Origin of the sequence: Methylobacterium sp. WCS2018Hpa-22, from assembly GCF_031843785.1 — a bacterium.
Lineage (GTDB): Bacteria > Pseudomonadota > Alphaproteobacteria > Rhizobiales > Beijerinckiaceae > Methylobacterium.
Window position 1 is genome coordinate 100,803 of the sequence record NZ_JAVTJA010000005.1, and the last position, 26,376, is coordinate 127,178.

Genomic DNA, 26,376 nt, shown 5'->3' on the forward strand with positions numbered 1-26,376 from the left:
GAACACCGATGCACCGCTACTTTCCCGTTCTGATCGCCGTCTTCGCCCTACTTGCGGCAGGAATTCTATATGCGTTCGTCCGAAACGGAGACACGGCACATACCGCGCCCGTCCAGCAGACGGCGCCTCGCTGATGCGTCGCCTCATGCCCATGGTGCTGCTGGGTCTGGCTGCGATCCTTGCGGTGATCTGGGTCGGCGTTTGGAATTTCGAATCGCTTCGCACGGAAAGGGCCGAGAATGGCGGAGCCCCCGCCGTTCCCGCCTGCGATCCGGACAACAAGGTCGGCAAGGCAATCCTGCCGAACTGCCCGGATGCGTCGATCAGGGCGACGTCCAAACCCTGACACGTATGCCGACGGCCGAATTTTGACCCATCCGGGACCGACGACGGTCCCGGATCGACGGTCTGTACAAGCGGATCGGGCTGATACCCGATCCGGTCACTGCTTCACGACGAGGCCCGGAAGGGTTTTGCCGTTCGCGCCGAAATTCTCCAGCGCCTTGGCGCAGTTGGCCGGAACGTCCTGCGAATAGACGTCGGCATAGGCCTTCACGCGCAGAATGAGTTCGCCGCCCGCCAAGGCATCGGGCTCGAGACCGAGGCTCCGCACCACCGTCTTGAAGGTCTCGTAATTCGGTTTCGCCTCGGGGCAGGACGCCGAGACGAACTGCAACAGCCCAGCGAGCTTGGCGGCGGTGTTCTTCTGGCGCTCTTCCTTGGTGTCCGGGGGCGCTGGCGCATCCGGGGCGGGCTGTGCGGCGAGCGGGAGCGTCAGGCTTCCGAACAGGAGCGAGGCGAGCAAGATCTGCTTCATGGGTGGCGTTTTCCTACCTATCTGTCGCATCGCCTGACTGTTTGCCGTCAGTGCGAGAGCGCGCTGGCCCGGGCGAGGGCGGCACCGAAGCCGTTGAGCGGCACGGTGATCGTCGTGGGTTCGGTGGCGTCCTGCTTCGGTGCGAGAATGAGCAGGTTCTTCGCGGTCTTCATCGTGTCGGTGGCGAGGGTGGGCAGGCTCACCGGGACGAGGCACCCTTCGGAACTGCAGGTGTAATAGGGGGCGCCCTTGCCGAGGACCGCCTCGTCGATCTTGAAACTCAACCCCGCCTCGATCTGGAACCCGAACGGCATCAGGATCAGTCCATCGGTGCGGTCGTTCGCCGGCGGCTTGAGCTCGATGGCGAATTCGCGGCGATTGTCGCGCTTCGATCCCTGGGCCTGGACCACCGAGCAGATCGTCGCCTGATTCTCGCGGGAACAATTGATGCTCCAATCGCCGTAGCTCTCGCTCAGCGCGCTGGCTCCTTCCGGCCACGTCGCCTTGGCGGGGGCGATGGGCGCAGGCGCGGCTGTGGCGGCAGCGGCCGGTTTCGGTGCGGGCTTGGGTTTCGGCTTGGGTTTGGGCTTCGGCGTCGACTCGGCGGCCGGTGCGTCCTGCTCCGGCGCGGCCTCCTGGGCGTAAGCGGCGTTCCAGGCATCCCCGATCGCGGCAAGCGAGATCATGCCGACCAAGGATAAAACATGTCTCCAACGCATCAAGCGGGCATCCGGCGTTCGAACGAAGTCACGCCTGCCGCCTAGCCCTCCCTGCCTCCGAGCGCAATGCACCGGTTGGCATCGCGATTTGTCGCCCACCGGCAATCCGACCCGTTCGCCTTGCCTGATCTACCCGCCGGGTTCAGCGCCGCTTGTCCGGGCCGGTGCCCTGGTCGATGGCCGGCAATTCGTTGGGGCCGAGGCCCATGACGACGGGCTGCTGCGTCGGTGTCTGGCCACGCGCGCGGTTGGCCAGGGCCACGGTCAGCTTCTCGGCGGGCTCCGATTGCATCAGGGCCAGGACGTCGGCCATCTTACGCGGGTTCATCGCCAGGACGATGGGTACCAGCACGTCGAGGGCAAGACGGTCGAAGACGCGGGCGGCATCCTTCGGCTTCATCGTCTCGTACATCGTGACGATGTTCTTCAGGGCCGCCCTCTCGGCCTCGGCCTGTTGGGCGCCGGCCCCATCGGGCCTCTCTTCGTTGCGTTTGAGATCCTTCACGCCCTCTTCGAGCTTGCGTTCGGCGGTGCCGAGCATCTGCTCCCGCAGGCTCAGGGTCTCGTCACGCTGCTTGAGCGCGTCGCGCCGGGCAGACAATTTTTCGAGGATGGCGCGCTCGCTGGCCGGCATCGGCTCCGCGGGCGGCGGTGGCCGTGGAGCAGGCGGCTCCGGCTCGGCCGCCGGCTTCTCCGGCTCTTTCGGTGTCACCGAACCCGTGGTCTGCGGGTCGGCCAGTTCGTAATTGGTCCGCGCCTTGGCGAGGACCCTGGCGAAGTCCGGCAATTGCCCGCCCGCCGAGGCCGCGCTCGGCCCCATGTCGTCGACGACGATGGCGCCGAGCTTGAGCACGAGCAGTCCGACGGCCGCCATCGTCACTGCATCGATGAGGCGCAGCTTGTAGGGCCGAACCTGGCCGGGACCTTTACGGCCCGGCCGCAGCTTTCCGAGGTGGTTCTGCCCCGCGCGGACGAGGAAGCCGGACTTCTTCATGCGGCGCGGCTCCGCAGGCGTCCAAGGGCGCGCTCGGACATGGCGAGCGCGGCGGCGGCGGCGGCTCCGAGACGCTCACCGTTAGGGCTCGATGCCGCGACCGGCGCCTGCTCGGGCTGGGTTCGGCTGGCGCGGAGCTCTGTCGGGCGGATGTCGGAGGGGCGGATTTCGACGGGCGGCACCGCGGCTAACTGCGACGGCTGGGAATGCGCGACGATGGCCGAGATGCGGGCGATCACGGTCTGGCCGGCCTGGACATGGGCGGAGAGATCGGCGGCATAGCGCTCCGCCGTGCCGAGACGGTCGGCCAGGGTGCGGTCGCATTCGTCGAGGGTGGCGCGCAAGCCGATGATCGCCCGCTCGGCGGTGGAACTCGCCACCACGAGATCGCCGATCGTCTGGCGCAGGGCCGCTTCATCGGCCTTCATCCGGGTGATGCGCCGGCTCAAGCTCACCGACGAAACGATGCTGGCGACGAGCAGCACGGCAACGAGGATGTCGGCTGCGAGGGTGACGAGGAGGCTCATGGCGCGGTCACCCGTCGTTGCGGTTGTTGATGGAAGCCTCGAAGGCCTGGAACGTGGTGCGTGAGCGCCGCAGCGGCCGCGTGAGCTGCACCGAGATGTTGTCGTCGACCCGCCCGATGCGCCCCTGCGTCAGGGCCCAGTCGCCACAGCGCACGGAGATCAGGTCCGTGGGCTTGGTATCGAACATCAGCGTGTCGCCGACCTTGAGCGACAGCACCTTCTTCAGCGGCAGCATCATCTCGTGGAGGACCGCATCCATCGTCGCGTCGGCCTGCCAGATCTCGGTGGCGAGGTGGCTCTCCCAGACATGATCGCGGCCGAGCTTCTCGCCCATGAAGCTCTGCATGAGCAGTTCACGGATGGGCTCGATCGTGGCGTAGGGGAACAGGATCTGGAGCTGGCCGCCGCGGCCGTCCATGTCGAGCTTCAGGGTGATCAGGATGGCGGCGTTGGCCGGCCGGGTGATCGTGGCGAAGCGCGGGTTGGTCTCGATCCGGTCGATGCCGAAGCGCACCGGGGAGAGGGGCTGGAACGAGAGTTCGAGATCGCTGAGGATGATCTCCACGAGGCGCCGCACCAGCTGCATCTCGATGGTCGTGAACGGACGCCCGTCGAGCCGGGTCGCCGAGCCGCCGCGCTTGCCGCCCAGCAGCAGGTCGAGGGTCGAGTAGGCGAGGTTCGATTCCACCGTGACGAGGCCGGAATTCTCCCAGGCATCGGCCCGGAACACCCCGAGCAGGGTCGGCAGCGGAATGGCGTTGAGATAATCGCCGAAGCGGACCGAGGTGATGTTGTCGAGGGTCACCTCGACGTTGTCCTGGAAGAAGTTGCGCAGGCTGGTCGACAACAACCGGATCATCCGGTCGAAGACGATTTCCAGCATCGGCAGGCGTTCGTACTGGACGACGCCCGAATCCACGATGGCGCGGACACCGCCGGCGCCCGATGCCGACAATTCGCGCAAGGAGAAGCCGAGGACGCCGTCGATCTCGTCCTGGTTCAGGATGCGGTCGTTGCCGGCGAGTTCGGGGAGATTGTCGGTCTCCCCGTCCTCGATCATCGTCGCCCATTCGGCGGCGACGTCGCTGGCATGCGTGCTCGTGCCCTGCTCGGCGAGAGCGGCGCCCCACTCGTCGGCGAGCGAGGTTTCGCCGCCTTCGGCGTTCTGCGCGATCAGGGCGGCTGCCCAATCGTCCTCTTCGAGCTCGTCTTCGGGACCTGCCATGACCGTCTCGATACCGGTTGAGGGGGATTACTGGACGATCACGTCCTTGAAGAGCACGGCCTCGGCCCGTGCCGGATGGATCGCGACATTGACGCGCCGCAGCAATTCCTCGCGGAGCCGGTAGAGGCCAGCCGAGCCGGCGAGATCGCTGGCGCGCAGCTCACGCATGTAGACTTGGAACGTGTCCTCGATGCGCGGCATCAGCGGCTTGACCTCATTCTCTACCTTGGCGTCCTTCAGTTCGAGGGACACCTTGACCTTGGCCACGCGCGGCTTTTCCTGGCCGGGGTCGTTGGCGAGGTTGATCGTCATCTCGCGCACGTCGAGGAAGACGAGGGGCTTCTTCACCTCGACGGCGGCGTGATCGTCGCCGCCCTTCTTCTTCATCATAAAATATCCACTACCACCGCCGGCCAGCAGCAGCACGGCCGCACCGATGATGATGATCTTCTTCTTTCCACCCTTCGGGGCTTCGCCTTCGGCGTCTTCCCCGTCGGCGGAAGGGGTCTTCGTCGGCTTCTTGGCCATGGCGCGCCCCCTTCGGATCTCGTCTCAGGGTGCGTTCGGCGATGTGTGCCCGCGACCCCTTGGAGGGATATATCTGTGGCTACGGTTAACACCTCGTTAAGGAGGCAAATTCTGCCGGGCGGTTCTTGCCGTGGGGAGAGGAAGATCAGCGAACGGGAGCAAGCCGGACTCGCACCAAGCATCTGAAACTGTTCATCAAATCCATTTTTCGGCGGATGGCACGGGCCGTGCGGACATGATTAACGTCGCCGCAGCCCAAGGCCTTTCGATCCATGCAGAACGCGCTGTTTGTCGGAGTCTCCAGTCAGGTCGCCCTGCAGCGTGAACTCGACGTGATCGCCAACAACATGGCGAACGTCTCCACCACGGGCTTCAAGGGCCGCAGCTCACGGTTCCAGGAATACCTGATGCCGGTCGCGAGCGCCGACTCGTTCCAGCGGCAGGATCGGCGCGTCTCCTACGTCATCGACCAGGGCACGGCCCTCGACCTCGCCCAGGGGCCGATCGAGCAGACCGGCAATCCTCTGCATGTGGCCGTGCGCGGTGAGGCGTTCCTCGTGGTCCGCACTCCGACCGGCGACCGCTACACCCGCAACGGTGCGTTCGAGACCGACCCTCAGGGCAACCTCGTCACCAGCGACGGCTATGCCGTCCAGGGCGAGGGTGGGCCGATCCAGATCAACCCCCAGGAAACCGGCATCGCCATCGGTCCGGACGGAACGGTCTCCACCAATCTCGGCATCCGTGGTCGCGTGCGGATGGTGACTTTCCCCAACCCGCAGGCCCTGACCAACGAGGGCGCCAACCTCTATTCGTCCCAGGCAGCCCCGGTGGCCGCCGGTGTGAACGGCCGCCTCGAATCGGGTGCCCTCGAACGCTCCAACGTCAAGCCCGTCATCGAGATGACCCGGCTGATGGACGTGAACCGCACCTACACCATGGTCTCGGGCGTGATCTCGCGCCTGGACGAATTGCGGGGCACGGCGATCCGCCGCCTCGCCGACGTCGCGTAAGGAACCCAGGCGATGCGCGCCCTCTACGCTGCCGCCACCGGCATGGCGGCCCAGGAACTCAACGTCCAGGTCATCTCGAACAACATCGCGAACCTGCGGACCACCGGCTACAAGCGCCAGACCGCCCATTTCCAGGATCTGCTCTACCAGAACCTGCGCCGGGCCGGTTCGTCGACCTCGGACCAGAATACCCAGCTTCCCGCCGGCCTCGCCATCGGCTCGGGCGTCAAGACGACCTCCACCGCCCGGACGATGTCGCAGGGTCCGCTGGCATCCACGGAGAAGGAATACGACGTCGCCATCCGCGGCGAGGGTCTGTTCCGGGTCACGATGCCCGATGGCCGCATCGCCTTCACCCGCGACGGCTCGTTCGACCTCTCCGCACAGGGACAGCTGGTGACCCGCGACGGCTACCTCGTCGATCCGGGGATCACCGTCCCCAACAATGCGACCAGCGTGACGATCAGCGCGCAGGGTTCGATCCAGGCCACGGTGCCGGGTCAGACCGCGCCGCAGAATCTCGGCCAGTTCCAGCTCTCCCGCTTCGTCAACAAGGTCGGCCTCGAATCCATCGGCGACAACCTATTCGTCGAAACCGCCGCCTCCGGCCCCCCCATCAACGGCCTGCCGGGCGCCGAGGGCTTCGGCAACCTGCAGCAGAGCTACCTCGAAGAGGCGAACGTGAACGCCGTCAACGAGATCTCGTCCCTGATCGCCGCGCAGCGCGCCTACGAGATGAACTCGAAGGTCGTCACGGCGGCCGACCAGATGCTCTCGACAACGTCGCAGATGTTCCGCGCCTGACGGTGCGGGCGCCTCACTCCCCTGACGTCCCGGCCTCGTCCTTCCATTTTACCCCGCCTCCGAAAGCGTCATGCCATGTACGCCCTGAGACAGATCCCCGCCGCCGAGTCACGGCGCGCCGCCACGCTCACCCCCGGCATCGTGGTGCGCGCCCTCTTCGCCCTGGCGGCCCTCTGCTTCATGACCGTGCAGGTTCTCGCGGAGAACAACGGCCAGCGGCTCCGCCTCCGCGGCGACGTCACGGCGCGCGGCGACATCCTGACCCTCGGTGATCTCGTGGAAGGTGCGCCGGCAGATCTCGCTCAGCGCGCGCTGTTCCACGCGCCGGCGCTCGGGGCGTCCGGCACGATCCAGGCTCGCCGCATCGCCGACGCGATCGCGCCCCTCGGGCTCGGCGAGATCGAGACGGGCGGGCGGGCTCAGGTCTCGGTCCAGCGCGCCGCTCGGCGCGTGGGCCCGACCGAGATCGAGGCCGCGATCAAGCGCGTGCTGGAGACGTCCTACGGGCTCGATCCACGCAACCTCGCGATCCGCATCGATGGAGAGAACACCGTTCTCCTCGCCCCCCTCGATCTCGACGGACAGGCGACGGCCCTCGACGTCACCTACGATCCGCGCCTGAAGCGGGTCGCCGCCCTCATCACCCTAGGTGAACGTCAGGCATCCCTGCGCGTCGCCGGACTCGTGCAGGAAATCCGCGAGGTCCAGATTCTCTCCCGCACGCTCAATCGCGGCGACACGGTGAGCGCCGCCGACGTCACCATCGAGCGCCGCCCCCGGGAGGCGACGCCCCCCGACGCCCAGGCCGGGTCGGTCGTCTCCATCGGCCAGGTCGCACAGCGCAGCCTGAGTGCCGGCTCCATTCTTCGATCCGGCGACGTCGCACCGGCGGATATGGTCCAGCGTGGCGAGGCCGTGACCATCGTGTTCGATGCCCCCGGCCTCAACCTCTCCCTGCGCGGCCAGGCCAACGAGAACGGCCGCCTCGGTGCCGCGATCACCGTCACCAATCCCGTCTCCAAGAAATCCCTCGCCGCCACCGTGATCGGCCCCGGCCGCGTCTCGGTCAGCTCGCCCGCCAGCCTCGGCCGCCAGGCCAGCGCGGCGTTCGACGCCGCCCGCTGATCCCACCCGATCGCCTCTAGGAAAAAAGCTGGCTCCCATGACCAACCGCACCACCCGCCTCACCTTCAAGCCGCTCTCGCTTGCCGCTGCCGTGCTGGTCTCGTCGGCCCTTGGCGCTTGCAATACGGTCGATCGGCTGTCGCAGGTCGGCGCCACGCCTACGCTCTCGGCCATCGAGGACCCGACTTCGCAGCCGGGCTACCGCCCGGTGCGCCTGCCGATGCCGGACGTCCAGCCGGTCTCCTACGCACCGAACTCCCTGTGGCGGACGGGATCGCGTGCCTTCTTCAAGGATCAGCGCGCCGCCCGGATCGGCGATCTCGTGACGATCAAGGTGAACGTCACCGACCGCGCCAACCTGAACAACGAGACGAAGCGCTCCCGCTCCAATGCGGAAGGAATGGGCCTTCCCAACGCTTTCGGCCTGGAGAGCAGCGCCGCCGTCGCCGCCGCCGGGATCAGCCCGGACAAGCTGATTGCCGGGACATCGACCTCATCGAGCGATGGTTCGGGGTCGGTCCAGCGCAACGAGACGGTGACGACCAACATCGCGGCGATCGTCAACCAGGTCCTGCCCAACGGCAACCTCGTCGTGGAGGGCAAGCAGGAAATCCGCATCAATTTCGAGGTGCGCGAACTCATCGTCGCCGGCGTGGTCCGGCCGGAGGACATCGAATCCGACAATACGATCGATTCCTCGAAGATCGCCCAGGCCCGCATCGCCTACGGCGGTCGCGGTCAGATCACCGATGTGCAGCAGCCCCGTTACGGCCAGCAGCTCGTCGACATCCTGCTTCCGTTCTAAGCCGGAAGAGGCCGGTCAATGGTCGGTGCCGGGCCGGTTCGGGCGCGGAGCGGTACCGTGATTGTCGACGAAGGCGGAGCGTTCGGGATCTTTCTTGAGCGCGGCGACACGGCGGCGCTGCCACATCGCCACCCCGATCACGAGAGCGAAGGTGGCGAGCGCAAGCACCAGGATCAGAACTTCATTGTCCATTTCGGGATCCTTGATCGACGCGAAGTCGTATCAGTAATCACGAGATGAGCGCGAAGGTTCCGGCGCTGAAAATCAATGCCCTGCCAAGCTTACGCCGGATATCGGGCCCCGATCATCGGATCGAAAGCTCGGGCTCCGGTATCCGCAATGCTTGATCACCGATGCCATCCCCGACAGAGCCGGTTGATGACGTGAGGTTCGGTGCTACTCGTCCCGATAGACGCGCTCGCGCCGCTCGTGGCGCTCCTGCGCTTCCAGGGACAGGGTGGCGATGGGCCGGGCATCGAGCCGCTTCAACGAGATCGGCTCGCCGGTTTCCTCGCAAAATCCGTAGCTTCCGTCCTCGAGACGGGCGAGCGCCGCGTCGATCTTGCCGGTGAGCTTGCGCTGCCGATCCCGCGCCCGCAACTCGATGGCCCTATCGGTTTCGGACGACGCGCGATCGGCGAGATCGGGATGGTTCTCGTTCTCGGTCTGAAGTGCGACGAGTGTATCCTGAGCCTCGCGCAGGATATCGGCCTTCCAACCCACCAGCTTGCGGCGGAAATACTCACGCTGCCGATCGTTCATGAACGGCTCGTTCTCAGACGGAACATATCCGTCTTCGATCTTGACTGTCGCCATCCTCGCCCCTTCGCAAGTCCGTCACAGCCGGTACGCGGCGATGTTTCGCGTGCCTATACTTGAGGGCGCCCCACACTACAACGCACCCGACGTCCCGAACCTCATCTGATTTCATGATGCGTATACCATGCGACAAACACGCAACGGGTGCATCCCCCCGGTGGCGGGTCCGTCGGCGGCGATTCCAACCGGTCACCAAGGAATTTCGGGGTCGGGTCACGGCGCGTCAGATTGGCCCATAGCGGTGGCAATCGAGACCGTACGCAGTCGGACAGGTTGCGCGAATGGCTGTCGCCGGAGCAGTCCCGCAGGTATGCGGCTGGACCGTCGTGACCTATACCTGTCTCGTTCGCGCTGGTCCGGTGACCGACGGCTCGATCTCGCCTTAAGCGTGCAACCGAGGCCCTAAGAGTGCCGGAAAGCCGATCTTTGCCGAAGCCGATCAAAGAACATTCGGAGATCTTCGTAGGCGGCAGCGAGATGGCGGCCCTGATGCGGGCCAAGGACTGGTCACTGACCCCTCTCGGCCCGCCGGAAGGCTGGCCGGAGGCGCTGAAGGTCGCCTTGCGGATCCTGCTGACCTCGAGATTCGAGATGTGGCTCGGCTGGGGGCCGGACATCGCGTTTTTCTACAACGATGCCTACCGCCCGACCCTCGGCCTCAAGCACCCGGATTCCCTGGCCAAACCCACCCGGATCCTTTGGGCCGAGATCTGGGACGACATCGAGGCACGGATCCGCAGCGTCTACGATCACGGCGAAGCGACCTGGGACCGTGGGTTGCTGCTTCTTCTGGAGCGCAACGGCTATCCCGAGGAGACCTATCACACCTTCTCCTACAGCCCCGTCATCGACGATGACGGATCGGTGGGCGGCCTGTTCTGCGCGGTCAGCGAAGAGACCGACCGGGTCATCAGCGAGCGCCGGCTCGGTATCCTGCGCCTTCTGGGAGAGAGCCTCGCGCGTGCGGAATCCCGCCCCGACGTTCTCAGTGCGGTCGAGGCCAGTTTAGGCGAGGCGCGCCGCGATCTCCCCTTCAGCGCCATCCATCTCTTCGAGGGGAGCAACCTCGCCCATCTCGCCTCCACCACCGGAATATCCCGGGACCATCCCGCATTGCCGGGTGTGATCGATCCTGCGGGCCCCCTCGCCGAATGGTTCGGCGGCACCCAAGGCGAGAGGATCATCGATCTCGATCAGGCGCAGAACTGGCCCACGGGCGATTGGTCGAGGCCGCCGGCGAGGGCAGTGACGCTGCCCCTCGTCGGACAGGGTGGAAGCGCACCGCTGGGCATCGTCACGGTCGGCCTCAATCCGCACCGGCCCTTCGACGCGGATTATCTCAGCTTCCTCAAGCTTCTCGCCGGCCAGATCTCGTCGAGCCTCGCCAGCGTTTCCGCCTACGAGGCCGAGCGGCGGCGCAACGCCGTCCTGGCCGAAGCCGTCCGCATGCGGCAGGAGGCGGCCGAAGCCCTGAGGCAGGCCAACGACGCCCTTCTTTCCGAGGTGCGGCAGCGGACGGCCGAGCGCGACCGCATGCGGTCTCTGTTCAAGGACGCGCCCGGCTTCATGTGTGTCCTGAGCGGCCCGACGCACGTTTTCGAGTATACGAACGAGGCCTATCTCCAGCTCATCGGCCATCGCGACATCATCGGGATCGCCGTCCGTGAGGCATTGCCCGAGGTCGAGGGCCAGGGCTTCTTCGAGCTCCTTGACGAGGTCTATGCGACGGGTAGGCCCTTCATCGGGCGTAACATGACCGTGACGGTTCAGTTCGGACGGGAGGGCGGCCTCGAACAGCGCGTCGTCAACCTCGTCTACCAGCCGATCACGGAAGCCGACGGAACGGTCAGCGGCATCTTCGCCGAGGGTCACGACGTCACCGACCGGGCCCAGGCCGAGGATGCCCTCAGACGCCTCAACGAGACGCTGGAACAGCAGGTCCAGGCCCGCACGAAGGAGGTGCAGGAGCGGACCGAGGAGCGCGACCGGGCCTGGCGCCTGTCACAGGACCTGTTGATGGTCACCGAAGCCGACAGCCGGATCGCGGCGGTGAACACGGCGTGGACGACGCTTCTCGGCTGGACTTCCGACGCTCTCACCGGACGGTCCTTCGCGGAACTCGCCCATCCCGAAGACCGCGATGCCGTCTGCTCGACCTTCTCGGCCATTGTCGCCGAACCGCTCACCGCTCCTTTCGACCTCCGCCTGCGCCATGCCGACGGCAGCTATCGCTGGTTCGCCTGGACGGGGGCGTTCGAGGACGGGCGGATCTATGCCAGCGGGCGCAACACCACGGCGGAGCGCGAACAGGCCGCCGCCCTGGAACTCGCCGAGGATGCCCTGCGCCAAGCCCAGAAGATGGAGGCCGTGGGCCAGCTCACCGGGGGCATCGCCCACGATTTCAACAACCTCCTGACCGGGATCGTCGGCTCCCTCGACCTGATGCAGACCCGCCTGTCGCAGGGGCGGATGGAGAATATCGAGCGCTACGCCAAGGCGGCGATGTCCTCGGCCAACCGGGCAGCCGCGCTGACCCACAGGCTTCTCGCCTTCGCAAGGCGCCAGCCGCTCGATCCGAAACTGGTGGATGCCAACGCGCTCATCGCGTCGCTCGAAGATCTCCTGCGCCGGACGATGGGCGAGACGATCGCTCTCGACATCGCCATGGGGAAGGGGCTCTGGCCGACCTTGTGCGATCCGCACCAGCTCGAGAACGCCATCCTCAATCTGGCGATCAACGCCCGCGATGCGATGCCGGATGGCGGCCGGCTCCGCATCGAGACCAGCAACACCGAACTCGACCGAGCCTATGCCCGGCTGCATCCGGGGGTGGAGCCGGGCCCCTATGTGTGCATCGTCGTGTCGGATACCGGCACCGGCATGCCGGCCGATGTCATCGCCCGTGCTTTTGACCCGTTCTTCACGACGAAGCCCCTGGGGCAGGGGACCGGCCTCGGCCTGTCGATGATCTACGGCTTCGCCCGACAATCCGACGGGCATGCCAAGATCGATTCCCAAGTGGGGAGCGGCACGGCAGTGAAGCTCTACCTGCCCCGCTCCATCGAAGCGGTCGTGGAGGTGGACGCGGTCGGCGCCGTCGCGGAACTTGCTCGCCTCGGCGCCGGGGAAACGGTTCTCGTCGTCGAAGACGAGACTGTGGTCCGGGACCTCATCGTCGATGTGCTGGAAGACCTCGGCTACCGTGCGATCTCCGCCGCCGACGGTTTGTCCGGCCTCAAGATTCTCACGACCCAGGAGCGCGTCGACCTGCTCGTGACCGATGTCGGCCTCCCCGGCCTCAACGGTCGCCAACTCGCCGATCAGGCGCGTGAAACCCGGCCCGGCCTCAAGGTGCTGTTCATCACGGGGTATGCCGAGAACGCCATCTTCGGCAACGGCCAGCTCGATCCGGGCATGCAGATGATCACCAAGCCGTTCCCCGTGGAGATCCTGGCTGGGCGCATCCGCGAGATGATGGAAAGCTGATCGGAGGGCGCGTCGTCGAGCGCTCGTAGCCCCTCAGCTGTCCTGCGCCGATTGCAGTTTGGCGAGTTCCACCGCCGCACGCAGCTCGATATCGGCGATGAGCCCATCCAGGCGCGGATCACCGCTCGTTCCCGCACGTTCCGAGAGACGACTCGCGATGGACTGAAGTTCACGTGTCGACACCCGCCCCATCACCAGCGACGCCTTGAGCCGGTCGAGACCGTCCAGAAGGTCATGGCCGCGCCTGGCGAAACGACGGCGACGCTCGCCGGGCTGCTCGTCCTGGCCCTGAAGGGTCAGGATCGCGTCGAGCCCCGCCAGAGACGTGGTCGATGCGGTGGAGGCGGCGGTGGAAGTCGCCGCGGTATCATGGCCTAGCATGAAGGATGGCGACGCATCCGCCTTGCGAATGGTCGGCGAGGCAGCGGCCGAAGCCTGCGAGACGAGGCGGTTATCGACGCGCATGGGCCGTCTCCGAAAATCAGGGCGTCGTTTCGCGCATCGGCACGACGATCGTTCCGCCCAGCAGATTCCGCCCTCGATGGTTAATCATCGGTAAACAAGCCGGCAGAACCTGCCGGGTCGGCAGGGAAGGCCGCCCCTTCCATGCCTTGGCATCACCGGAGATAATTAACAAAACCATTTATTATCAATAGCTTATCCGACAAGATCGATTGGCACGGTCCTGGCAGACCCACCGGTATGTCCGACTTGACCGACATGCTCCGTCGACCAGCAAAGCGACTCATGCCACTCGCGATCGCCCGGCCCAAACGTTCCGCTCTCCTTGCCTGCGCAGCCGCGCTGCTGACGCTGGTCTTCGCCATGAACGGGCAGGCTTCCGCCCTGTCACGCGTGAAGGATCTCGCGAGCATCGAGGGGGTCAGACAGAATCAGCTGGTCGGCTATGGGATTGTCGTCGGTCTCAACGGTACCGGCGACACGCTCAACAACATCCCGTTCACCCGGCAATCGCTTCAGGCGATGCTGGAACGCCTCGGCGTGAATACGCGGGGCGCCACCATGCGCACCCAGAACCTCGCGGCCGTGATGGTCACGGCGAGCCTGCCGCCCTTCGCCACGCAGGGAAACCGCATCGACATCACGGTGTCGTCGCTGGGCGACGCCAAGTCGCTCCAAGGCGGCACGCTCCTGGTCACGCCCCTGCTCGGTGCCGATGGCGAGGTCTACGCCTTGGCGCAGGGATCGGTGGCCATTGCGGGCTTCTCGGCCGAAGGCGATGCCGCGAAGATCACCCGCGGCGTTCCCACCAATGGGCGCGTCCCCAACGGGGCGATGATCGAGCGCGAGACGGCGTTCAAGATGAACGACATGCGCTCCCTGCGCCTGTCCCTGCGCAACCCCGACTTCACCACCTCGAAGCGGATCGCGGCCGCGATCAACGACTTCATGGGCGCCGACACCGCCGAGCCCACCGATCCGGCCACCGTGACCCTGCAGATTCCCGCCAAATACAACGGCAACATGATCCGCCTCGTCACCGAGATCGAGCAGCTGAAGATCGAGCCCGACCAGACGGCGCGGGTCGTCGTCGACGAGCGCTCGGGCATCATCGTGATGGGCCGCGACGTGCGCGTCTCCACCGTCGCCATCGCGCAGGGCAACCTCACCGTCACCATCACCGAGCAACCGCAGGTGAGCCAGCCCGCACCCCTCTCGAACGGCACCACCACCGTCGTGCCTCGCACAGGGGTCAAGGTCGATACCGGCGACGGCAACAAGCTCGCCATGGTCAAGGAAGGCGTCACCCTGCGCGAGCTGGTGGATGGCCTCAACGCGCTGGGGGTCGGGCCCCGTGACCTGATCTCGATCCTCCAGGCCATCAAGGCCGCCGGCGCCCTCCAGGCCGATATCGAGGTGATGTGATGCAACCCCTTTCCTTCCTCCCACCCAAGAGGCGCTGACCATGCTGTTCGCCCCCCTCGCCGCCAAGGCCGCCATTGGCGTCGGCCGCGCGCTCATCGGCGACATCGCCAAGACCGTCGGCAACGGCCTGAAGGAAGACGCGGCCAAGGAAAGCGCCAAATCCGCATCGACGTCAGCGACTGCCAGACTGTCGGCGACGGCCGCCAAAACCCCGGCGGAGGTCAAGGCCCGGAAAGCGTCCAACGAGTTCGAGACGATGTTCCTGGAACAGACCCTGGAGCGCCTCACCACCTCGGAGGGAACCGACGGTCCGCTAGGCGATAACGGCACCGGCGGAGCGGTCTACCGCTCGATGCTGACCAAAGAATATGCGGGTCAGATGGTGAAGAGCGGCGGAATCGGCATTGCCGATCAGGTTTACCGTGAGATGATCAAGATGCAGGAGGCCGGCAATGCACCCCGGATCTGAGACCAGAACGCTACGGATCGTCGACAAGGCCGGCGCGGACGCGCTGATCGCCCATATCATGGAGACGATGCAGTCGCTGGAGGCCATCCTTGTCGAAGAGGGTAGCCACGTAAGGGCCGGTCGGCTGCGCCAGGGGCTGTCGGACACGGAGCGGAAGACCGCTCTCGGTGCGTCCTATATGCAGGGCCTCGAAGTCGCGAAGGCCAATGCCATCGCGCTGGCGCGCTTTGCCCCGGACTCGATCGAGGGACTTAAATCCGCGCACCAGCGCTTCGCTCAGGTGGTCGAGACCAGCCAGATCGTCCTGGCGACGGCGCGCACGGTGTCGGAGAGCCTGGTCAAGTCCCTGGCCGAGGATATGAGCCGGTCGAGGACGGCGACCGTCTACGGCCGTCCCTCGCAGCCGCCTTCGCCCTACGGCAGGGGCGCAGCTGCGCGGAGCCAGCCGCTGGTTCTGTCCCGCAGCCTCTGACGGCTCAACGCCCGCCCGCGTCGATCCTCACATAGGTGCGGATCGGACCGTAAGCCGTGTCCACGCGCGTATCCACGGCCAGTCGGCCGCCGGTGATCGGCCGCGAGTCGGGACCGTCTTCGCGAGAGCGGAGAGCGAGGCCCGTCGTCGCCCGACCACCAATGCGAATGCACGTGTCCGAGCCGGGAATACGAATGAAGCCAGAGCCGTGGCGGGGGCAGGGTTTCGCCGCTTGCTGCGACTCGGGGCGGAGTGGCTCGAGCGCGAGAGCAGGCGCGGCCGACGTCAGGACCATACCGAAGAGCAGGCCATAGGTCCCGATCGTCCTCGCCATGCCTCTCCCTCGCCGCCATTCCCGAGCGATCATGCTGGATAGCTCAGCTTTAACGATGGATCGATGCCACCTCGCCACAGAGAGACGGTAACCTTTCGGTAAACAAACGTCCTTAATGCTTTCTGACACAGTCAAACGGGAAGCATGGGTCATGGCGGATAAGGTCATCGGGGCGGCGGCGTCCGATCGGTCGCCGGAAGCGCTGTTGAAACAGGCGGTGAGCGGCGCCAAGACGAGGCCGGCGCCGGTACCGGAGGCACGCAAGCGCCTGCCGGCCATCGATCCGCTTCTCGCCGGTGTCGCCGCGGCGGCTCTCGTTCTCGGCCTCGCCATGGGTGCGGGCGCGATGAGCCTCGCATCCCCGAACGGTGACCTTTCCTCGGAATCCCTGACGCAGATCAAATCCCGTCTCGATGCCCGCCACGCGGATCTCGGTCGTCTGCAGACCGACATCGAGAAACTCGGCAGGGTCCTCGCTCAGGTGCAGGATGCGACCGAATCGGTTCGCAGCGAAGCGAAGAATCGCTCCGCGACGCTCAACGACCGGATCGGAAAATCGGAACAGGCCATCGTGACGAAGATCACGAGCCTCGCCGATCGCCAGGACCAGACCGAGCGCGACCAGACGGCGAAGATCGCGGCCCTAACGGCTCAGATCGAAAAGCGTGCCGTGGCACCCGCTCCGGCCGCACCGGTGGTGGCGCCGCAAGCCGCAAAACCTCATCAGGCTGAGCCGACTGAAACCGGCTCGATCCCGGATAAACCGAAGGTCGCCGCCCCGGCCGTGATCGAAACCTGGGCCGTGCGGGAGGTCTATAACGGGGTTGCCGTCATCGAAGACCGTCGCCATCGTCTGGTGGAAGTCGGTCCGGGCGATACGATTCCCGGTATCGGCAAGGTCGATGCGGTGGAACGGCGCGGTCGTGGCTGGACCGTCGTGACGAAGCAAGGGCTGATCACGAACCAGACGTGGTGATGGGAACGAAATGAGCGCGAGGGTGCGGCTTCAGGAAACCTGAACCTCGATTTCCGGATCACGCAGAGAATGCGGAAAGCGCGGCTCGATGGTCATGGGATGGACCATCGCGCTGGCACGCGTGATGCGGGTCCGACCATGCGTCAGAGCACGGTCCTGGCTTTCCAGGGTCGGAAACAGGATTGCCGCCAAAAGGGCTTGGCCTTCGAGATCGGCGTCGAGATTCTTGGCTTCGAACACTGGCATTGCGGTCACCGGACCTTGAGCCGTGCGGATTCGCAGGGGTCGTTGGGCTCGTATAAGCGAATAATGGGGATTGCGGCAACAAGTTCCCGATCACCCTGATTATTTACGCTTAATTTGCTTTTGCACTGCCACGAAGTTTTCGCAGTGCGAAAGCGCACCGGATCAAAGCTCTAACTGCGACGACCCAGAGTTCTCGCCATTCGAAAATCTTATCCGAGTAAAGCCATCGCTTCTTTGGCAAGTCTCCAATGCAGACCGCCCCCTGGCCGTGAACACGGAACCGTCATCCGGTCAAAATTTACGATTAAAGACAAGTATTCTTCTGCTCATTGCGTCAGGAACCGTACGTCCCGGCATCCTAGACATGACCGTGACTTAATAAGACGTCAAAAAAATAGAATCGACGCTGAGCACACCTATATTCGGACCTCGAATTCAATCACTGGGCATGGTCACCGCAATGGTTCGAGCAAGCTCGGCAGCTCGTTGGGGATCACGGCGATGATCCTGGGAAAGGTCGCCCTGTCGAGATCGGGACGTCGCCTCCTCTGGGTATTCGACACGAAAAAGGGCGCTTTCGCGCCCTTGATCGACGTCTCCATTCGGACTTCGCTGGTGTCAGGCGACTGCGGTCGCCTTCACCGGGATGCCCTTTTCCGTCAGGAACTGCTGCAATTCGCCGGATTGGAACATCTCACGGGTGATATCGCATCCGCCGACGAACTCGCCCTTCACGTAGATCTGCGGAATGGTCGGCCAGTTCGAGAACGCCTTGATGCCGTCGCGGATCGCCATGTCGTCGAGGACATTCACGCCCTTGAACGGCACTTCCAGGTAATTGAGGATCTGCACGACCTGGCCGGAGAAGCCGCACATGGGAAATTGCGGCGTGCCCTTCATGAACACGACCACGTCCTGGGAATCGATTTCGGTCTTGATGGCGGTGTTGGCGTCGGTCATTGCGATGTTCCTTGTTACTGGCCTGATCTAGTGATGGTCGGGCGCCGGTTTCAATACGGCTGCAAGACGCTCGAGACCGCGGTCCATATCGAAGTCGAGCGAGGTGAGTTCCTCGGGCGTGAAAGGCATGATGTCCGGGAGGCCGCCGGGCAGGGATTCTCCAAACACGTTGAGCGACGCGTCGGCGAGCTTTACCGATATGCTCCACAAGCGTTGCCAGTCGATCCGCTGACGCATCGAGGGCCTGTAATTGCGCGCGGCCGACGCATGCCAAACGATGACCTCCTTGCGCCATGACCGGGTCGATTGAGCCATAGGCGCAGAGACGTGCTTCAAAATGTGAATGAGCACCTGGGAAAGCGCGCTCTCGACACGATCGATCTCGGATCGCCCGACGCTCTCGATCTCCTCGACTACATTATGCCAATCGAGAACATTCGATAATTTCGGGCGCTGTCCAAGCGCGCGCAGAGCTACAGCCTGTTCCATCGCCCAGGCCACGGCACCGTCGTCGTAAAGGCTCGGCTGGTCCATGGGGACGCCTCGTTGATCGCCCTTAATCCTGCGGGACGCCCGTCGTGAGCGCAAGGGCGTGGAGCACGCCCCCCATCCGCCCCTGGAGCGCCCCGTAGACGAGCTGGTGCTGCGCCACGCGAGTCTTGCCCTTGAAGGCCGAGGAGATGACCGTCGCGGCGTAGTGGTCGCCGTCGCCGGCAAGGTCCTTGATCTCGATCGTGGCGTCGGGCAGCGCCTCGCGGATCATGGCCTCGATATCGCGCGCATCCATCGGCATCGGACTTAATCCCTTTCGAGTGACGTTCAGACCGCGGCAGGCCGGGTCGCCATGTAGGTCGGCAGCCAGCCTTCATGCGCCTCGCGGAGATCCGCGACGGATATGGTTTCACCCGCGGGCAAGGTCAAATCCTGCCCCCCGGTGAGGCCGATGACAGCGGCCGGGATGCCTTGCGCGTTCGCGCTGTAGAGAAGGTCCGGCACGTTTTCAGGATCCACGCTGAGGAGATAGCGGGCCTGGTCTTCTCCGAAGAGATAGGCATGCGCAGGTAGACCCGCCGGCGCTTCCGGCAGCGTCGCGCCGATGCCACCGGCGATGGCCATCTCGGCCAAGGCCACGGCAAGGCCGCCATCTGACAGGTCGTGCACCGTGTCGACGAGTCCGGAGACGATGAGGCTGCGGACGAAATCGCCATTGCGTCGCTCGACCGCGAGGTCGACCGGCGGCGGCGCACCGTCTTCGCGGCCGGAGACCACCGAGAAATAGACCGACTGGCCGAGCCAGCCCTCCGTCGCGCCGACCAGGACCAGCATGTCGCCGTCGCGCTTCAGCGAGAGGGTGGCATGCTTCGTCACGTCGTCGAGGAGGCCGACGCCGCCGATCGTCGGGGTCGGCAGGATGCCGACGCCGTTGGTCTCGTTGTAGAGCGAGACGTTGCCGGAGACGACGGGGAAGTCGAGGGCGAGACAGGCCTCGCCGATGCCCTTGAGGCAGCCGACCAGCTGACCCATCACTTCCGGCTTCTCCGGGTTGCCGAAATTCAGGTTGTCGGTGATGGCGAGAGGCTTGGCGCCCACCGCCGTGATGTTGCGCCAGGCTTCCGCCACGGCCTGACGACCGCCCTGGACCGGATCGGCCTCGCAATAGCGCGGCGTGACGTCGGCGGTGAGGGCGAGTCCCTTGGGGCCGTCCTCGACGCGCACGATGGCGGCGTCGCCACCGGGCTTCTGCACGGTGTTGCCACCGATGAAGTGGTCGTATTGCTCATAGACCCAGCGCTTCGACGACAGGTCGGGGGAGCCGACCAGCTTCTTCAGGGCCTCGGCATTGCCGATCGGCGCGGGCACGTCGGCAGCGGCGATGACCGGCTGGTGCGTATTGGCGATATGCGGCCGGTCGTAGAGCGGGGCTTCGTCACCGAGTTCCTTGATCGGCAGGTCGGCCATGGTCACGCCGTCATGCTTCACCACGAAGCGCAGCGTGTCGGTGGTGTGCCCGATGATCGCGAAATCGAGGCCCCATTTCACGAAAATGGCCTCGGCTTCCGCTTCCATACCGGGCTTGAGCACCATGAGCATGCGCTCCTGGCTCTCCGAGAGCATCATCTCGTAGGCGCTCATATTCTCTTCACGGGCCGGCACCTTCTCGATGTGGAGTTCCACGCCGAGATCGCCCTTGGCGCCCATCTCGACGGCCGAGCAGGTGAGGCCGGCCGCACCCATGTCCTGGATCGCGATGACGGCCCCCGTCGCCATCAGTTCGAGGCAGGCTTCGAGCAGCAGCTTCTCGGCGAAGGGGTCACCGACCTGCACCGTGGGCCGCTTCGATTCAGAGGCGTCGTCGAATTCGGCCGAAGCCATGCTGGCGCCGTGGATGCCGTCGCGGCCGGTCTTCGAGCCGAGATAGACGATCGGATTCCCGACGCCCGTCGCCGCCGCGTAGAAGATCGCATCGGTGCGGGCGAGGCCCACCGCCATGGCATTGACGAGGATGTTGCCATCGTAGCGCGGGTGGAAGCCGACGGCGCCGCCCACGGTGGGAACGCCGAAGGAATTGCCGTAGCCGCCGATGCCCGCCACCACGCCGGAGACGAGGTGGCGTGTGCGGGGATGGTCCGGCGAGCCGAAGCGGAGCGCGTTCAGCGCCGCGATGGGCCGGGCGCCCATGGTGAACACGTCACGCAGAATGCCGCCGACCCCGGTCGCCGCGCCTTGGTAGGGCTCGATGAAGCTCGGGTGGTTGTGGCTTTCCATCTTGAAGACGCAGGCCAGACCGTCCCCGATATCGATGATACCCGCATTCTCGCCCGGCCCCTGAATCACCCACGGCGCCGAGGTAGGCAGCCCGCGCAGATGCTTGCGGGAGGACTTGTAGGAGCAGTGCTCGTTCCACATGGCCGAGACGATGCCGAGTTCGGTCAGCGTCGGGTCGCGGTCGATGAGGGCACGAAAACGCTCGTACTCGTCCGGCGTCAGGCCATGCTGGCGCACCAGTTCAGGGGTGATCGGAACATCGTTGCGGAACATGCGAGCCCTCTCGACCGCTCAGGCTCCACTCGGGCGGCCTCCCATGGACGGAAGTCGCGCGAGGTGAACCTAGTTGGATCGGCTCTAGAGTGTAAGCGCCTGTGCTGGCAACACGTCATCGCGGCGTCCGGCCATGCGCTCTCGTGGAAAAGCGCCGTCAGGCCGCTTTGGACGGGGGCAGGACACCCGCTCCGCGACAGCGGTCGATGATGCTGTGGATAGGCTCCGGCCCGGCGACGAAGGCGACGTAATCGAACGCCTCCGGGTTCAGGCTCGACATCAGAAGCTGGAAATGCATGCGGAACAGGTTCCACTTGCGCCGGGCGATGATCTTGCGCTCGATCAGATCGGTAATGCGGACATGGATCTCCACCGGCTGGTGCCCGGCAAGCGACGGGACACCGGAGGCGGTGAGCACGTCGCGATCGTGGACCGAGAGCCAGTCCCATTTCGCGCGCACGTCGATCCAGCGAATCGCCGGTGCCGCCGCCACCCGGGAGAGCGCTGCGCGCATCTCTTTGGCCGGCGCATCGAGGGTGATCCAGGGGATCACGCTGCCGATGCTGACGAAGGAGACGGGCGTGCCGCGCAAGCCGAAATCCGGATCGCGGGTGAGGATCCGGTCGAGGGCCTCGATGCCGAGAAAGCTCGACGAGGAATGGCCGATGACGACGATCTCGGAGGCATGGCCCTCGGCGGCCTGGATCTCGGTCGCGAAGGCGTCGAGGCGCACGCGCATCCGGGTCTCGGCGCCGCTGGCATGGTCGTAGGTGAAGGCGGTGTCGTCCACCAGATGGGCGACGTAGAACGGCTTGCCCCGTGTCACCGCCATCAGGCCGAGATGAATCCCGTAGGCGAGAATGGGGATCGCCGCGAGGCTCCAGGGTCGCCATTGCTCCGGTCCGAGCCAGGCCGGCAAAGCCGCGAGGACGAGGGAGAGGACCACCAGGGCGGCATAGATCGCGTGGACGCCGATGATCACGCGGGCGAAGCGCTTCGCCTCGCGACGGAATCGCTTCGGGTAGCCGTCCCGTAAGAGCCGCCACCAGAGTGCGGGCACCTCGACGAGCCGGCGCAGGGTCGAACGTGGAAACCGGGCGCAGACGATGTCGTCCCAGCGCAGCAGGGTGTAGCGCGTCGGCGCGCCATCCGCCTCCACGCGCCAGTCGAGACGCAATCCGTCGGCGGACCGTTCCGGATCGCTCACGGTGATGGTCATGCCGCGCCGGACGGCGGTCAGCCGGCTCTCCCGCCGGAAGAGGCCCCAATAGGTCTCGGGCTCACGCGGGTCGAAACCCGGCATGTAGAAGACCTGGCGAGGCAAGGTGTCGGGGGCCGGCGGGTCGGAGGCGATGGGGCTGGTATCCGTGACTGTGTGGAAGACAGGCGCGAGTGGGGCGCCGAATCCGCTGCCTACACGAACTGGCCGGCACGATACGAGTGCGAAACCGCATCAGGCTGTGTCGGTCGAGAGCGCTCTCCGCCGACGTGGATGCCAGTTCGGCGGAAAAGAGCGCGGCACAACAAGGGGCTGGAGCTGTGTCCGGCCCGACATGCTCGGGCCCAGCGCTAGCCGTGCGTAAGGTATTCCGCGATGGCGGTGACGAAGCGGTCGCCATAGGCGTCGCGCTTGCGCTCACCGACGCCATGCACCGTCCGCAAGGCGTAGAGGTCGACGGGCTTGGCCTTGGCCATCTCGATCAGCGTGCGGTCGGGAAAGACCATGAAGGCGGCGATGCCTTCGCCGCGGGCGATGGTGGCACGCAGGCCCCTGAGATGCTGGAACAAAGCTTCCGTCGCCGGATCGAGATCGAGGGTCGCATCCTCGCGCGCCGCGCCGCTGCGCTTGCGGTCACGCGGCTCGGCCACCTTCGGCTCCGGGTCCGGCCGCATCTGGATCGCTTCGCGGCCGAACAGGATGGCTTCGCCCTTCTCGGTCAGGGAGAGCCCGCCGAACCCGTCATCGTTCTCCGCCACGGCCCCGGCTGCAAAGAGCTGGCGCAGCATTGCCCGCCATGCCGGGAGCGGCTTGTCGGCACCGACGCCGAAGGTCTTCAGCGCCGTATGGCCGTTGCGCCGAATCGTGTCGGTCTCCTTGCCGTGGACGACGTCGCAGACATAGGCGGCGCCGAAACGCTGCCCCGTACGGACGATGGCCGAGAGCAGCTTCTGCGCCGGCACGGTGGCGTCGATGAGCGAGATGCCGCTGCGGCAGAGGTCGCAACGCCCGCAGGGCTCGCTCGCCTCGCCGAAATAGCCGAGCAGCGATTGCCGCCGGCAGGTCGCACCCTCGCAAAGCGCGATCATCGCCTCCAGCTTGCGCCGCTCGACCCGGCGGCGCTCGTCCGGAACGTCCTTCTCGTCGATCTGCCGGCGGCGGAGCGACATGTCGTCGAGGCCGTAGATCGTGAGCGTGTCGGCGGGCAGGCCGTCGCGGCCGGCGCGGCCGATCTCCTGATAGTAGCCCTCGACATTGGAGGGCATGTCGGCGTGGCAGACGAAGCGCACGTCCGGCTTGTTGATGCCCATGCCGAAGGCGACGGTGGCGGTCATCACCACCCCATCCTCCTGCAGGAACGTGTCCTGGTTCTTCATGCGCGTGCCCTGGTCGAGGCCGGCATGGTAGGGGAGGGCGTTGAACCCATCCTTGGCGAGCACCTCCGCGAGCTGCTCCGTGCGCTTCCTCGACGAGCAGTAAATGATCCCGCTCTCGGAGCGGCGGTGGCGCAGGAAGCGCTCGATCTGGCGGGTCGGGTTGTCCTTCGGCGTGAAGGTCAGCCGGATGTTCGGCCGGTCGAAGGAATGCACGAAGGCCTTCAGGTCGCGGCCGGCCGGAAACAGCCGCTCGGTGATGTCGGCCCGCGTCGCCTTGTCAGCGGTGGCGGTGAGCGCCACGGTCTGGACATTCCCCAACGCCTCGCGCGCCTTGGCGAGATCGCGGTATTCCGGGCGGAAATCATGCCCCCATTGCGAGACGCAATGAGCCTCGTCCACGGCCAGCCGCCGGACGCCGGCCCCGCGCAGGGCATCCATCAGCCCTTCCATCATCAGCCGCTCAGGCGAGACGAAGAGGAGCCGCAGATCGCCGCTGCGGATCTTGCGCCAGGTCTCCCGCGACGTCGCCTCCGCCACCGATGAGTTCAGGGTCGCTGCTTCGACGCCGAAACCGATCATCTGCTGGACCTGATCGTGCATCAGGGCGATCAGCGGCGACACGACCACCGTGAGTGAGGATTCGACCAGGGCCGGCAGCTGATAGGTCATCGACTTGCCCGAGCCCGTCGGCATCACCGCGAACACGTCTGTCCCATCGAGGACGGCACCGATCACCTCGTCCTGTCCGGGCCGGAAATCGTCGTAGCCGAAGGTCTTCTTGAGGGCGCGTCGAGCTTCGTCGAGGCGGTCGGTCATGCAGGGCCCGTCATCGCAGTCAGGGAAGGGCGGCAGGCGGACGTCGCGCCGGCCATCCTCGGCACGGCAATGCCGCCGTCGCGGCCGTCATTTGCCAGGATGGTGGCTTTGACGGCCTCGGGCTCCGAGGTCAATCGTCGGGATCGCCGCCTCGCCTCGATCGCGAACGTGTCAGCGGGATGCGATCGCGACAGCGGCACCGGCCATGACCGTTCCGGCTCCACGGTTGAGCAGTCGCCGCGCCCTGGCAGAGGTCATCACGCGCCGGGTCCGTTCGGCCGCCAGGACGTAACCAGAGAGGATGATGCCGAGGACGAGAACGATGGTGGCGCCAAGTTCCACCAGCCCCAGAGCATCGATCCGGTCGAGATCGACCACCGTCGGCAGCAGGGCCAGGAAGAACAGGATCACCTTCGGGTTGCCCAGGGTGATGGCGAGGCCGCCCGCGAACAGACGCAAGGCTCCCTCGTCAGGAAGAGGCTCCGCGTCGATCACGCCGACCCGGGATGTCCAGGCTTTGAAAGCCAGGACAGCGAGATAGACCGCGCCGGCATATTTCAGGGCGACGAGAAGCGGCGCGAAGGTCTGCGCCACCAGGGCGAATCCACTCGCCGCCACGGCGAACCATATCAGGTCGCCGACAATGAAGCCCGCGACGAAGGCACCGATGCCGCGGGTGCCCTCGGCGAGGACACGCGCCACCAGGGCTGCGATGCCGGGTCCGGGAGAGGCTACGGCGGCGGCATAGATGGCGGCAAAGACGACAAGATGCGCGATGGGAATGACGCCTGCTCCGGTCGACAGTTGCAATACAGGGCATACAAAGACTTCACATCTTAAGTCACCCGAAAGGAGATGTCTGCTCAGATTGGGCAAGGGTCAGCGGGTCGTCATCGCGGGCCGATGAAAGACCGGCGAGTTTATCCCATGATGGTCCTTCCCTTCCTCGGTTTCGCTGGCGCCACGGGGGCGGCGATCGCCGGGAGACGCGGCCTGGCCTTGCTGCTCTGGGGCCTGTCCCTGGGCGTGCTGCTGGCATTGTTCCGCGAGCACGCCACCGACGCCCTGCCGCTCGTCTTCTGAAGGCCCCGGAATGTCCGCATCGTCCCTCGCCCGCGCGCTGAACGCAGCGGGACTCCTCGGCTGCAGCCTCATCCTTCTCGTGGCGTTCTGGTTCCAGATCGTCCTCGGAGAATTGCCGTGCCCGCTCTGCGTGCTCCAGCGCGCCGCTTTCACGGCAGTCGGCCTAGGGCTCGTCCTCAATATCTGCGACCGGCCGAGACCGTCCCATTATGCCATCGTCATCCTGAGCGCCGTGGTGGGAGGCGCGGTCTCCGCCCGTCAGACGGCTTTGCACATCATCCCCGGAACCGGGACCTACGGCTCGGATCTGTTCGGCTTCCATTTCTATGTCTGGGCGCTCATCGCCTTCACCGGCATCATCGTCGCCGTCGCGATCCTGTGCCTGTGGGATCGGCAGTTCACTCCTGAGGCCGCCGTGTCGCGCTCGGAGACGGTCTCGGTCCTCGGGCAGCCCACCGGAACGGCGCCGACAGTTCTTCCCGGCACAAGGGCCGGAGCGCTAGGCCTATCCGTGGTCCTGCTGTTCCTCGTCGTGGCGCTGGCCAATGCCGGCTCGACCTTCGCAGAATGCGGGTTCGGCCTGTGTCCCGACAATCCGGTAAATTACGAGATGTTCGAGCGGCTGATCGCGCGGTGA

General features: G+C 65.7%; 30 protein-coding genes. 12 read left to right on the top strand and 18 right to left on the bottom strand.

Features of this window, described 5'->3' with window-relative positions; all coding sequences use genetic code 11:
* Nucleotides 1-133: 133 nt before the first annotated feature.
* Nucleotides 134-346, top strand: a complete 213-nt coding sequence (locus RQI43_RS08415; protein WP_056424696.1) for a hypothetical protein — start codon at nucleotides 134-136, stop codon at nucleotides 344-346.
* A 96-nt stretch (nucleotides 347-442) separates the two neighbouring features.
* On the opposite strand, the gene RQI43_RS08420 is transcribed toward RQI43_RS08415, so the two are convergent.
* The 6 genes from RQI43_RS08420 to fliL form a co-directional block, all read right to left on the bottom strand.
* Entirely contained in the window at nucleotides 443-817 is a 375-nt protein-coding gene (locus RQI43_RS08420; protein WP_056424699.1) for a hypothetical protein, read from the bottom strand.
* Between the two features lie 47 nt (nucleotides 818-864).
* On the bottom strand, nucleotides 865-1,503 hold the full coding sequence (locus tag RQI43_RS08425) for an invasion associated locus B family protein (RefSeq protein WP_311274983.1): 639 nt from the start codon (nucleotides 1,501-1,503) through the stop codon (nucleotides 865-867).
* A gap of 175 nt (nucleotides 1,504-1,678) precedes the next feature.
* Nucleotides 1,679-2,530 (bottom strand): hypothetical protein, encoded by an 852-nt coding sequence (locus tag RQI43_RS08430; protein WP_311274869.1) that lies wholly within the window; start codon nucleotides 2,528-2,530, stop codon nucleotides 1,679-1,681.
* The gene (locus RQI43_RS08435; RefSeq protein WP_056424706.1) at nucleotides 2,527-3,057 is read right to left on the bottom strand and encodes a DUF6468 domain-containing protein; all 531 of its coding nucleotides are present in this window, start codon (nucleotides 3,055-3,057) and stop codon (nucleotides 2,527-2,529) included. The genes RQI43_RS08430 and RQI43_RS08435 overlap by 4 nt, the downstream gene beginning before the upstream one ends.
* 7 nt (nucleotides 3,058-3,064) lie before the next feature.
* Nucleotides 3,065-4,282 carry a flagellar motor switch protein FliM gene (gene fliM / locus RQI43_RS08440; protein WP_056424709.1) on the bottom strand — a complete coding sequence of 406 codons (1,218 nt, stop codon included), beginning with the start codon at nucleotides 4,280-4,282 and terminating at the stop codon, nucleotides 3,065-3,067.
* Between the two features lie 27 nt (nucleotides 4,283-4,309).
* Nucleotides 4,310-4,810 carry a flagellar basal body-associated protein FliL gene (gene fliL / locus RQI43_RS08445; protein ID WP_311274870.1) on the bottom strand — a complete coding sequence of 167 codons (501 nt, stop codon included), beginning with the start codon at nucleotides 4,808-4,810 and terminating at the stop codon, nucleotides 4,310-4,312.
* 272 nt (nucleotides 4,811-5,082) lie between these two features.
* On the opposite strand from fliL, the gene flgF reads away from it, so the two are divergent.
* From flgF to flgH, 4 genes are all read left to right on the top strand, one after another.
* The gene (gene flgF / locus RQI43_RS08450; RefSeq protein ID WP_056424716.1) at nucleotides 5,083-5,823 is read left to right on the top strand and encodes a flagellar basal-body rod protein FlgF; all 741 of its coding nucleotides are present in this window, start codon (nucleotides 5,083-5,085) and stop codon (nucleotides 5,821-5,823) included.
* Nucleotides 5,824-5,835: 12 nt separating this feature from the next.
* On the top strand, nucleotides 5,836-6,627 hold the full coding sequence (gene flgG, locus RQI43_RS08455; protein ID WP_056424719.1) for a flagellar basal-body rod protein FlgG: 792 nt from the start codon (nucleotides 5,836-5,838) through the stop codon (nucleotides 6,625-6,627).
* Between the two features lie 75 nt (nucleotides 6,628-6,702).
* On the top strand, nucleotides 6,703-7,752 hold the full coding sequence (gene flgA, locus RQI43_RS08460; protein ID WP_311274871.1) for a flagellar basal body P-ring formation chaperone FlgA: 1,050 nt from the start codon (nucleotides 6,703-6,705) through the stop codon (nucleotides 7,750-7,752).
* Nucleotides 7,753-7,789: 37 nt separating this feature from the next.
* Nucleotides 7,790-8,557 (top strand): flagellar basal body L-ring protein FlgH, encoded by a 768-nt coding sequence (gene flgH, locus RQI43_RS08465; protein WP_056424727.1) that lies wholly within the window; start codon nucleotides 7,790-7,792, stop codon nucleotides 8,555-8,557.
* A gap of 15 nt (nucleotides 8,558-8,572) precedes the next feature.
* Here flgH and RQI43_RS08470 read toward each other — a convergent pair whose 3' ends face one another.
* Both RQI43_RS08470 and dksA read right to left on the bottom strand, forming a co-directional pair.
* Nucleotides 8,573-8,749 (bottom strand): hypothetical protein, encoded by a 177-nt coding sequence (locus tag RQI43_RS08470; protein WP_200919058.1) that lies wholly within the window; start codon nucleotides 8,747-8,749, stop codon nucleotides 8,573-8,575.
* A gap of 204 nt (nucleotides 8,750-8,953) precedes the next feature.
* Complete coding sequence (gene dksA, locus RQI43_RS08475) at nucleotides 8,954-9,373, bottom strand: RNA polymerase-binding protein DksA (RefSeq protein ID WP_056424729.1); 420 nt, start codon at nucleotides 9,371-9,373, stop codon at nucleotides 8,954-8,956.
* A gap of 480 nt (nucleotides 9,374-9,853) precedes the next feature.
* Here dksA and RQI43_RS08480 point away from each other — a divergent pair, with 480 nt between their 5' ends.
* The gene (locus RQI43_RS08480; protein ID WP_311274984.1) at nucleotides 9,854-12,862 is read left to right on the top strand and encodes a PAS domain-containing protein; all 3,009 of its coding nucleotides are present in this window, start codon (nucleotides 9,854-9,856) and stop codon (nucleotides 12,860-12,862) included.
* Between the two features lie 33 nt (nucleotides 12,863-12,895).
* Here RQI43_RS08480 and RQI43_RS08485 read toward each other — a convergent pair whose 3' ends face one another.
* Nucleotides 12,896-13,327 carry a flagellar assembly protein FliX gene (locus RQI43_RS08485; protein ID WP_311274872.1) on the bottom strand — a complete coding sequence of 144 codons (432 nt, stop codon included), beginning with the start codon at nucleotides 13,325-13,327 and terminating at the stop codon, nucleotides 12,896-12,898.
* A gap of 282 nt (nucleotides 13,328-13,609) precedes the next feature.
* Between RQI43_RS08485 and RQI43_RS08490 the strand changes: the two genes are divergently transcribed.
* The 3 genes from RQI43_RS08490 to RQI43_RS08500 are packed head-to-tail and all read left to right on the top strand — an operon-like array spanning nucleotide 13,610 to nucleotide 15,690.
* The gene (locus RQI43_RS08490) at nucleotides 13,610-14,749 is read left to right on the top strand and encodes a flagellar basal body P-ring protein FlgI (RefSeq protein WP_056424736.1); all 1,140 of its coding nucleotides are present in this window, start codon (nucleotides 13,610-13,612) and stop codon (nucleotides 14,747-14,749) included.
* A 40-nt stretch (nucleotides 14,750-14,789) separates the two neighbouring features.
* Nucleotides 14,790-15,218: a rod-binding protein gene (locus RQI43_RS08495; RefSeq protein ID WP_311274873.1), complete on the top strand. Its 429-nt coding sequence runs from the start codon at nucleotides 14,790-14,792 to the stop codon at nucleotides 15,216-15,218.
* Entirely contained in the window at nucleotides 15,202-15,690 is a 489-nt protein-coding gene (locus RQI43_RS08500) for a hypothetical protein (RefSeq protein ID WP_311274874.1), read from the top strand. The genes RQI43_RS08495 and RQI43_RS08500 overlap by 17 nt, the downstream gene beginning before the upstream one ends.
* 4 nt (nucleotides 15,691-15,694) lie before the next feature.
* On the opposite strand, the gene RQI43_RS08505 is transcribed toward RQI43_RS08500, so the two are convergent.
* Nucleotides 15,695-16,024, bottom strand: a complete 330-nt coding sequence (locus RQI43_RS08505) for a porin (protein ID WP_311274875.1) — start codon at nucleotides 16,022-16,024, stop codon at nucleotides 15,695-15,697.
* Nucleotides 16,025-16,175: 151 nt separating this feature from the next.
* Here RQI43_RS08505 and RQI43_RS08510 point away from each other — a divergent pair, with 151 nt between their 5' ends.
* Nucleotides 16,176-17,000, top strand: a complete 825-nt coding sequence (locus RQI43_RS08510) for a hypothetical protein (protein ID WP_311274876.1) — start codon at nucleotides 16,176-16,178, stop codon at nucleotides 16,998-17,000.
* Between the two features lie 30 nt (nucleotides 17,001-17,030).
* On the opposite strand, the gene RQI43_RS08515 is transcribed toward RQI43_RS08510, so the two are convergent.
* From RQI43_RS08515 to RQI43_RS08550, 8 genes are all read right to left on the bottom strand, one after another.
* Nucleotides 17,031-17,246, bottom strand: coding sequence for a hypothetical protein (locus RQI43_RS08515; RefSeq protein WP_056454960.1), 216 nt, complete (start codon nucleotides 17,244-17,246; stop codon nucleotides 17,031-17,033).
* A gap of 618 nt (nucleotides 17,247-17,864) precedes the next feature.
* Nucleotides 17,865-18,206, bottom strand: a complete 342-nt coding sequence (gene grxD, locus RQI43_RS08520; protein ID WP_056424753.1) for a Grx4 family monothiol glutaredoxin — start codon at nucleotides 18,204-18,206, stop codon at nucleotides 17,865-17,867.
* Between the two features lie 27 nt (nucleotides 18,207-18,233).
* Nucleotides 18,234-18,740 carry a DUF29 domain-containing protein gene (locus RQI43_RS08525; protein ID WP_311274877.1) on the bottom strand — a complete coding sequence of 169 codons (507 nt, stop codon included), beginning with the start codon at nucleotides 18,738-18,740 and terminating at the stop codon, nucleotides 18,234-18,236.
* A gap of 22 nt (nucleotides 18,741-18,762) precedes the next feature.
* Complete coding sequence (locus RQI43_RS08530; RefSeq protein WP_018042619.1) at nucleotides 18,763-18,999, bottom strand: BolA family protein; 237 nt, start codon at nucleotides 18,997-18,999, stop codon at nucleotides 18,763-18,765.
* A 26-nt stretch (nucleotides 19,000-19,025) separates the two neighbouring features.
* Nucleotides 19,026-21,245 carry a phosphoribosylformylglycinamidine synthase subunit PurL gene (gene purL, locus RQI43_RS08535; RefSeq protein ID WP_311274878.1) on the bottom strand — a complete coding sequence of 740 codons (2,220 nt, stop codon included), beginning with the start codon at nucleotides 21,243-21,245 and terminating at the stop codon, nucleotides 19,026-19,028.
* Between the two features lie 157 nt (nucleotides 21,246-21,402).
* Nucleotides 21,403-22,548 carry a hydrolase gene (locus tag RQI43_RS08540; protein ID WP_311274879.1) on the bottom strand — a complete coding sequence of 382 codons (1,146 nt, stop codon included), beginning with the start codon at nucleotides 22,546-22,548 and terminating at the stop codon, nucleotides 21,403-21,405.
* A 266-nt stretch (nucleotides 22,549-22,814) separates the two neighbouring features.
* Complete coding sequence (recQ, locus tag RQI43_RS08545) at nucleotides 22,815-24,656, bottom strand: DNA helicase RecQ (RefSeq protein ID WP_311274880.1); 1,842 nt, start codon at nucleotides 24,654-24,656, stop codon at nucleotides 22,815-22,817.
* 171 nt (nucleotides 24,657-24,827) lie between these two features.
* Nucleotides 24,828-25,466 (bottom strand): LysE family translocator, encoded by a 639-nt coding sequence (locus RQI43_RS08550; protein ID WP_311274881.1) that lies wholly within the window; start codon nucleotides 25,464-25,466, stop codon nucleotides 24,828-24,830.
* Nucleotides 25,467-25,583: 117 nt separating this feature from the next.
* On the opposite strand from RQI43_RS08550, the gene RQI43_RS08555 reads away from it, so the two are divergent.
* Nucleotides 25,584-25,739, top strand: a complete 156-nt coding sequence (locus RQI43_RS08555) for a DUF5993 family protein (protein ID WP_018042624.1) — start codon at nucleotides 25,584-25,586, stop codon at nucleotides 25,737-25,739.
* Nucleotides 25,740-25,749: 10 nt separating this feature from the next.
* Nucleotides 25,750-26,376 carry a disulfide bond formation protein B gene (locus tag RQI43_RS08560; protein ID WP_056424762.1) on the top strand — a complete coding sequence of 209 codons (627 nt, stop codon included), beginning with the start codon at nucleotides 25,750-25,752 and terminating at the stop codon, nucleotides 26,374-26,376.

What these genes read in the sequence shown, in the direction of transcription:
- fliM (WP_056424709.1), bottom strand. Translation starts at nt 4,282, where the DNA reads ATGGCAGGTCCCGAAGACGAGCTCGAAGAGGACGATTGGGCAGCCGCC.
- RQI43_RS08430 (WP_311274869.1), bottom strand. Translation starts at nt 2,530, where the DNA reads ATGAAGAAGTCCGGCTTCCTCGTCCGCGCGGGGCAGAACCACCTCGGA.
- grxD (WP_056424753.1), bottom strand. Translation starts at nt 18,206, where the DNA reads ATGACCGACGCCAACACCGCCATCAAGACCGAAATCGATTCCCAGGAC.
- flgF (WP_056424716.1), top strand. Translation starts at nt 5,083, where the DNA reads ATGCAGAACGCGCTGTTTGTCGGAGTCTCCAGTCAGGTCGCCCTGCAG.
- RQI43_RS08540 (WP_311274879.1), bottom strand. Translation starts at nt 22,548, where the DNA reads ATGCCGGGTTTCGACCCGCGTGAGCCCGAGACCTATTGGGGCCTCTTC.
- RQI43_RS08470 (WP_200919058.1), bottom strand. Translation starts at nt 8,749, where the DNA reads ATGGACAATGAAGTTCTGATCCTGGTGCTTGCGCTCGCCACCTTCGCT.
- flgA (WP_311274871.1), top strand. Translation starts at nt 6,703, where the DNA reads ATGTACGCCCTGAGACAGATCCCCGCCGCCGAGTCACGGCGCGCCGCC.
- RQI43_RS08435 (WP_056424706.1), bottom strand. Translation starts at nt 3,057, where the DNA reads ATGAGCCTCCTCGTCACCCTCGCAGCCGACATCCTCGTTGCCGTGCTG.
- RQI43_RS08500 (WP_311274874.1), top strand. Translation starts at nt 15,202, where the DNA reads ATGCACCCCGGATCTGAGACCAGAACGCTACGGATCGTCGACAAGGCC.
- RQI43_RS08505 (WP_311274875.1), bottom strand. Translation starts at nt 16,024, where the DNA reads ATGGCGAGGACGATCGGGACCTATGGCCTGCTCTTCGGTATGGTCCTG.
- RQI43_RS08490 (WP_056424736.1), top strand. Translation starts at nt 13,610, where the DNA reads ATGCCACTCGCGATCGCCCGGCCCAAACGTTCCGCTCTCCTTGCCTGC.
- fliL (WP_311274870.1), bottom strand. Translation starts at nt 4,810, where the DNA reads ATGGCCAAGAAGCCGACGAAGACCCCTTCCGCCGACGGGGAAGACGCC.
- RQI43_RS08420 (WP_056424699.1), bottom strand. Translation starts at nt 817, where the DNA reads ATGAAGCAGATCTTGCTCGCCTCGCTCCTGTTCGGAAGCCTGACGCTC.
- flgG (WP_056424719.1), top strand. Translation starts at nt 5,836, where the DNA reads ATGCGCGCCCTCTACGCTGCCGCCACCGGCATGGCGGCCCAGGAACTC.
- dksA (WP_056424729.1), bottom strand. Translation starts at nt 9,373, where the DNA reads ATGGCGACAGTCAAGATCGAAGACGGATATGTTCCGTCTGAGAACGAG.
- RQI43_RS08480 (WP_311274984.1), top strand. Translation starts at nt 9,854, where the DNA reads ATGGCGGCCCTGATGCGGGCCAAGGACTGGTCACTGACCCCTCTCGGC.
- RQI43_RS08425 (WP_311274983.1), bottom strand. Translation starts at nt 1,503, where the DNA reads ATGATCTCGCTTGCCGCGATCGGGGATGCCTGGAACGCCGCTTACGCC.
- flgH (WP_056424727.1), top strand. Translation starts at nt 7,790, where the DNA reads ATGACCAACCGCACCACCCGCCTCACCTTCAAGCCGCTCTCGCTTGCC.
- RQI43_RS08560 (WP_056424762.1), top strand. Translation starts at nt 25,750, where the DNA reads ATGTCCGCATCGTCCCTCGCCCGCGCGCTGAACGCAGCGGGACTCCTC.
- RQI43_RS08415 (WP_056424696.1), top strand. Translation starts at nt 134, where the DNA reads ATGCGTCGCCTCATGCCCATGGTGCTGCTGGGTCTGGCTGCGATCCTT.
- RQI43_RS08495 (WP_311274873.1), top strand. Translation starts at nt 14,790, where the DNA reads ATGCTGTTCGCCCCCCTCGCCGCCAAGGCCGCCATTGGCGTCGGCCGC.
- RQI43_RS08555 (WP_018042624.1), top strand. Translation starts at nt 25,584, where the DNA reads ATGATGGTCCTTCCCTTCCTCGGTTTCGCTGGCGCCACGGGGGCGGCG.
- purL (WP_311274878.1), bottom strand. Translation starts at nt 21,245, where the DNA reads ATGTTCCGCAACGATGTTCCGATCACCCCTGAACTGGTGCGCCAGCAT.
- RQI43_RS08515 (WP_056454960.1), bottom strand. Translation starts at nt 17,246, where the DNA reads ATGCCAGTGTTCGAAGCCAAGAATCTCGACGCCGATCTCGAAGGCCAA.
- RQI43_RS08485 (WP_311274872.1), bottom strand. Translation starts at nt 13,327, where the DNA reads ATGCGCGTCGATAACCGCCTCGTCTCGCAGGCTTCGGCCGCTGCCTCG.
- recQ (WP_311274880.1), bottom strand. Translation starts at nt 24,656, where the DNA reads ATGACCGACCGCCTCGACGAAGCTCGACGCGCCCTCAAGAAGACCTTC.
- RQI43_RS08530 (WP_018042619.1), bottom strand. Translation starts at nt 18,999, where the DNA reads ATGCCGATGGATGCGCGCGATATCGAGGCCATGATCCGCGAGGCGCTG.
- RQI43_RS08510 (WP_311274876.1), top strand. Translation starts at nt 16,176, where the DNA reads ATGGCGGATAAGGTCATCGGGGCGGCGGCGTCCGATCGGTCGCCGGAA.
- RQI43_RS08525 (WP_311274877.1), bottom strand. Translation starts at nt 18,740, where the DNA reads ATGGACCAGCCGAGCCTTTACGACGACGGTGCCGTGGCCTGGGCGATG.